The organism is Thermosulfurimonas sp., assembly GCF_015491435.1.
In the GTDB taxonomy this organism is placed as follows: domain Bacteria; phylum Desulfobacterota; class Thermodesulfobacteria; order Thermodesulfobacteriales; family Thermodesulfobacteriaceae; genus Thermosulfurimonas_A.
In genome coordinates this window covers 1-4,936 of sequence record NZ_WFVX01000052.1, presented here as the reverse complement: position 1 = coordinate 4,936, position 4,936 = coordinate 1, and the positions used below count along the sequence as shown (strand labels likewise).

General features: G+C 59.2%; 8 protein-coding genes. All 8 read left to right on the top strand.

What is annotated here, in order from left to right:
* Window positions 1–157: 157 nt before the first annotated feature.
* Window positions 158–1,030: a phosphate ABC transporter permease subunit PstC gene (gene pstC / locus F8J34_RS02335; RefSeq protein WP_297056150.1), complete on the top strand. Its 873-nt coding sequence runs from the start codon at window positions 158–160 to the stop codon at window positions 1,028–1,030.
* Entirely contained in the window at window positions 1,027–1,872 is an 846-nt protein-coding gene (gene pstA, locus F8J34_RS02330; RefSeq protein ID WP_297056148.1) for a phosphate ABC transporter permease PstA, read from the top strand. The genes pstC and pstA overlap by 4 nt, the downstream gene beginning before the upstream one ends.
* Window positions 1,862–2,650, top strand: a complete 789-nt coding sequence (gene pstB / locus F8J34_RS02325) for a phosphate ABC transporter ATP-binding protein PstB (protein WP_297056145.1) — start codon at window positions 1,862–1,864, stop codon at window positions 2,648–2,650. The genes pstA and pstB overlap by 11 nt, the downstream gene beginning before the upstream one ends.
* On the top strand, window positions 2,650–2,916 hold the full coding sequence (locus tag F8J34_RS02320; protein ID WP_297056143.1) for a TMEM165/GDT1 family protein: 267 nt from the start codon (window positions 2,650–2,652) through the stop codon (window positions 2,914–2,916). The genes pstB and F8J34_RS02320 overlap by 1 nt, the downstream gene beginning before the upstream one ends.
* The gene (locus tag F8J34_RS02315) at window positions 2,901–3,386 is read left to right on the top strand and encodes an Lrp/AsnC family transcriptional regulator (RefSeq protein ID WP_297056141.1); all 486 of its coding nucleotides are present in this window, start codon (window positions 2,901–2,903) and stop codon (window positions 3,384–3,386) included. The genes F8J34_RS02320 and F8J34_RS02315 overlap by 16 nt, the downstream gene beginning before the upstream one ends.
* Window positions 3,386–3,733, top strand: coding sequence for a nucleotidyltransferase domain-containing protein (locus F8J34_RS02310; protein ID WP_297056140.1), 348 nt, complete (start codon window positions 3,386–3,388; stop codon window positions 3,731–3,733). The genes F8J34_RS02315 and F8J34_RS02310 overlap by 1 nt, the downstream gene beginning before the upstream one ends.
* Window positions 3,688–4,104: a nucleotidyltransferase substrate binding protein gene (locus tag F8J34_RS02305; RefSeq protein ID WP_297056138.1), complete on the top strand. Its 417-nt coding sequence runs from the start codon at window positions 3,688–3,690 to the stop codon at window positions 4,102–4,104. Before F8J34_RS02310 ends, F8J34_RS02305 begins: the two co-directional genes overlap by 46 nt.
* Before the next feature lies 1 nt (window position 4,105).
* A partial coding sequence (locus F8J34_RS02300; RefSeq protein WP_297056137.1) for a glutamate-1-semialdehyde 2,1-aminomutase occupies window positions 4,106–4,936 on the top strand: 831 nt, incomplete at its 3' end.

Genomic DNA, 4,936 nt, shown 5'->3' with positions numbered 1-4,936 from the left:
TCCGCAGGTGCAAGTAAAGTTTCCGGGCCAGAGCGTGTTTTTAAGGTAAATAAAAAGACGATTTTTTCGGGGCATGGGATCGGGGTCCCGTCGGGGGCCCCGATTTGCAATTTTAAGGGTTGTCCGCCGGCCAAACTATGGTTAAAAGAGGAGAGTCATGGGATGGGGTGACCCGGACCGTATTTTTTATCGTCTGTGCTGGGGGCTTTCCCTGGGAATGGTCTTCCTGGTGCTAGGGATCGGTATCACCCTTTTCTGGGGGAGTCTTCCCAGTCTGAAGGCCTTCGGATGGCATTTTCTGGTCGGTCGGATCTGGGACCCGGTGAACGAGAAGTTCGGGGCCCTTCCCTTCCTGGTGGGCACTCTCATTACTTCCTTCGGGGCCCTCATTCTTACCCTGCCCTTTGCCCTGTCCTCGGGGATCTTTCTGGCCGAGTACGCCCCGCCGCGTGTGGCTGACGCTCTCTCCACGGTGATCGATCTTCTGGCCGGTATTCCCTCGGTGATCTACGGGCTCTGGGCCCTGTTTTACCTGGTCCCCCTGGTACGCTGGGTGGAGATGAAGCTGGGGGTCATTCCCTTCGGGCTGGGGCTTCCCACGGCCTCCCTGGTCCTGGCGGTGATGATCCTTCCCTATGCGGCCTCCATTATCCGGGAGGTCCTGCGGATGGTTCCTCACGAACTCAAGGAAGCGGCCTATGGGCTGGGGGCCACCCGCTGGGAGGTGATCCGGGGAGTATCCATTCCTTACGGTCTTTCGGGGATCGTGGCCGGGCTTCTTCTTTCCCTGGGGCGGGCCTTGGGGGAGACCATGGCCGTGACCATGGTCATAGGCAACCGTTCGGAGATGCCGCGAAGCCCCTGGGATCTGGCCAACACCATGGCCAGCGTGATCGCCAACGAGTTCACCGAAGCCTCCAGGGACATTCACCTTTCGGCCCTGATCGAGATCGGCCTGCTCCTCTTTCTCATCACTCTGGCGGTGAATATCCTGGCCCGGATAATCATCCTCAGGCTTCAGGTGCGATGAGAAGTATTCTCTGGCGCAAATTTAAGGACCGATCGGCTCTGGTGGTAATCACCGTGCTGGCCTTTCTTCCGGCTCTTCCTCTTTTCCATATTCTTTATGGGATCTTCAGGCTGGGACTTCCGGCCTTCTCCTGGAATTTCTTTACCCACCTTCCCACGCCTCCCGGAGAACCGGATGGAGGGGTGGGCAACGCCATTGTGGGGACCCTGATGCTTTCCATGCTGGCTTCGGTCCTGGCCATTCCCGTGGGTATCCTTAGCGGGGTTTATCTTTCCGAATACGCCCGGGGGCGTTTCGGCGAGGTGGTGCGGGTGGCCGCGGATGTGCTCCAGGGGGTTCCCTCCATCGTCCTGGGCATCGTGGGTTACCTCTGGCTGGTCAGGCCTATGGGACATTTTTCGGCCCTTTCCGGGGCGGTGGCCCTTTCCCTGATGATGCTTCCGGTGATCGTGCGTTCCACCGAGGAGATTCTGCGTATGCTTCCCTATACCCTGAGGGAGGCCTCCCTGAGTCTGGGGGTGAATTACTGGCGCACGGTCATAAAGGTCCTCATCCCCACCGGATTGGTGGGGATTACCACCGGAATTCTGGTGGCCCTATCCCGGATTATGGGAGAGACGGCACCGCTTCTTTTTACCGCCTTCGGGAACCCCTTCTGGAATTTTAATCCCCTGCAACCGGTAGATGCCCTGCCTCTTACGGTTTTCAAATATGCCATCAGTCCCTATCAGGACTGGATCCGTCAGGCCTGGGGGGCCAGTGCGGTTTTGACCCTTATGGTCCTGGGGCTGAATCTGATCTCCAGGATTCTGGCCAGGAGGCTCTCCGGAGATGGGAAATAAGGAAACCATTGTGGACCCCCGGGGTCCCATCATCTTCGATATTCGTAATCTGTGGGCGTATTACGGGGAGAAACCCGCGGTGAAGGGGGTTACCTGCAAGATCCCCGAGAAGCGGGTCACCGCGATCATGGGGCCCTCGGGATGCGGAAAGACCACCTTTATCCGCTGTCTTAACCGGCTGCACGAACTCTCTCCCGGAGCCAGAGTGGAGGGAGAGATCTTTCTGCGGGGCAAGAACATCCTGGAGATAGATCCGGTGGTGGTAAGACGCCGGGTGGGGATGGTATTTCAGAAACCCAATCCCTTCCCCACCATGACCATCTACGACAACGTACTGGCCGGGTACAAACTTCTGGGGATCAGGTTGCGGCGGGAGGAAGCCGATCGCCTGGTGGAGGAGGCCCTGCGCAAGGCCGCTCTCTGGGACGAGGTGAAGGACAGCCTCCACAAGCGGGGTACTTATCTTTCCGGGGGCCAGCAGCAGAGGCTATGCATTGCCCGGGCGCTGGCGGTAAAACCCGAGGTGCTTCTCATGGACGAGCCCACCTCGGCCCTAGACCCCAAGTCCACGGCCAAGATCGAAGAGCTGGTGGTGGAGCTGAAAAAGACCGTGACCATCGTGATCGTGACCCACAACATCGCCCAGGCCGGTCGGGTCTCCGACTACGCCGCTTTCTTTTATCTGGGGGAACTGGTGGAGTTCGGTCCCACCTCCCAGCTCTTTACCGTGCCGCGGGACAAGCGCACCGAGGAATTCCTGAAGGGGAAGTTCGGATGATGAAGGCCTTCTGGGTGACCCTGGTGACCGTATTTCTTGCCGAGCTGGGCGATAAGACCCAGCTTGCGGCCCTTATGCTCGCGGCCCGTGAGAAGCGGTTTCTTCCGGTGTTTGCCGGGGCGGCGCTGGCCCTGGTACTGGCCTCGGCCGTGGGGGTGGCTGCCGGACGCTTCCTGGGGGATCTCCTTCCGGTAAAACTCCTGCGCCTTCTCTCCGGCACCATCTTTATCCTTCTGGGGATATTTATGCTATGGGGAAAGATCTAGGGCTCACCGAGCTTGAAAAGCACCTGGTGGATATCCTTTCCGCCGAGGGAATTCCCCTCACGGAAAGACCCTACCTTGCCCTCGCCGAGCGCCTGGGAGTCACCGAGGAGGAGGTCCTCTCCGCGGTAAAGGGGCTTCTTGAAAAGAAGATCATCCGCAGGCTTTCGGCCCTGATCCGGCACAATCTTTCTGGATACGAGGGAAACGCCATGGTGGCCTGGAGGGTGCCCGAGGAACGGGTTGAGGAGGTGGGGGAGAGCCTCGCCTCAAGGCCCTTTATCACCCACTGCTATCTTCGTCGGACCTATCCCGACTGGCCTTATAATCTTTACACCATGATCCATGCCGAGACCGAGGAGGCCTGTCGGAGGCTTGCGGAGGAGCTTTCCCGGGAACTTGATCTTCCGGACTATGAGATACTTTTTACGGAAAAAGAGATCGTCCGCCGCACAAGAAGGTACTTTTCGTGATGGGTATCTCTACCGAAAGGAAGAGGAGATACATGGAACTGGTGGGAGAGGCCCTCTCCCGGGCCTTTCCCGAGGCAGACATCGTGTTTTTCGGCTCGCTGGTGGAGGGGGATTTTTCCGAAAGACTTTCGGACATCGATGTGGCCCTTTATCTGGGCCGGCCCCTGGAGGACCGGGAGTACGGAAGGCTCCTCAAGGTCCTTGAGGAGGAGATTCCCCTTCTTCGCCGGGTGGAGGTGGTGGATCTCGCCCGGGTAAAGGACCGGGAATTCTTGCGCCGTATCATAGAGAGAGGCCACCTGTGGAAAGGCTCCAGCGCAAGGTTGAAAAACTTGATCGAGCGGTAAGAAAACTCAAGGAAGTGCTTTCCGGGAACCCCTGGGAGGTTCCGGAAGAGGTGCTTTGCGAGCTTCGGGTGAAGCGCTTTGAGTATGCCTTTGAGGCCCTGTGGCAGGCGGCCATGGCCTTTCTCAGGGAACGAGGCCTTGAGTGTGCCTCACCCCGTTCCTGTTTCGAGGGCCTTTTGCTCGAGGGGGTGGTCTCGGCGGAGGAGGAAGAAACCCTGGTAAGGATTTTGCGTATGCGCAACACCCTGGTTCATGTATATGATGAGGAGGAGGCGCGAAAGCTTGCCGAAGAGATCGCCCGGGGATCCTATGCGTCCCTGATGGAAAGGATACTCCGAGAGCTTAAAAAATTCGCCTATAAGGAGGCTTAGGATGGCGGGGATCAAGTCCAGGGTTTATTTTTCCGAGGCGGTAAAGGTCATTCCCGGAGGGGTGAACAGTCCGGTTCGGGCCTGCAAGAGCGTGGGGGCGGACCCCATCTTCTTTGAACGAGGCGAGGGGGCCTATCTCGTGGACGTGGATGGCCGGCGCTATATCGACTATGTAGCTTCCTGGGGGCCACTCATCCTGGGGCATGCCCATCCGGAGGTGGTGGCCGCGGTAAAGGCTGCGGCCGAGGGCGGAACCAGTTTCGGGGCCCCCACCTGGGCGGAGGTGGAGCTGGCGCGGCTTATCTGTGAGTGCGTGCCCTCCATAGAGAAGGTGCGCCTGGTGAACTCTGGCACCGAGGCCACCATGAGTGCGGTGAGGCTGGCCCGGGGATATACCGGACGAAAGAAGATCGTTAAGTTCGACGGCTGCTATCACGGCCATGCCGACTCCTTCCTGGTTAAGGCCGGATCCGGAGTGGCCACCCTCGGGATTCCCGGAAGTCCCGGGGTGCCGGAGGAGATCGTGGCCCACACCATAAGCCTTCCCTATAACGATCTTTCCGCGGTGAAGGAGTGTTTCGAGAAGATGGGCTCGGAGATCGCCGCGGTGATCGTGGAACCCATCGCCGGGAACATGGGGGTGGTGCCGCCAGAGCCGGGGTTCCTTGAAGGCCTAAGGGAGATTACGCAAAAACACGGGGCCCTTCTCATCTTTGATGAGGTGATCACCGGATTCCGGGTAGGACTTTCCGGGGCCCAGGGGCTTTACGGGGTGGAACCGGATCTCACCTGTCTGGGGAAGATCATCGGCGGGGGCCTTCCGGTGGGGGCC

Bases quoted from the DNA above. Each gene is read 5' to 3' on its own strand.
- F8J34_RS02320 (WP_297056143.1), top strand. From the start codon at position 2,650: ATGAAGGCCTTCTGGGTGACCCTGGTGACCGTATTTCTTGCCGAGCTG.
- pstA (WP_297056148.1), top strand. From the start codon at position 1,027: ATGAGAAGTATTCTCTGGCGCAAATTTAAGGACCGATCGGCTCTGGTG.
- F8J34_RS02315 (WP_297056141.1), top strand. From the start codon at position 2,901: ATGGGGAAAGATCTAGGGCTCACCGAGCTTGAAAAGCACCTGGTGGAT.
- pstB (WP_297056145.1), top strand. From the start codon at position 1,862: ATGGGAAATAAGGAAACCATTGTGGACCCCCGGGGTCCCATCATCTTC.
- F8J34_RS02310 (WP_297056140.1), top strand. From the start codon at position 3,386: ATGGGTATCTCTACCGAAAGGAAGAGGAGATACATGGAACTGGTGGGA.
- pstC (WP_297056150.1), top strand. From the start codon at position 158: ATGGGATGGGGTGACCCGGACCGTATTTTTTATCGTCTGTGCTGGGGG.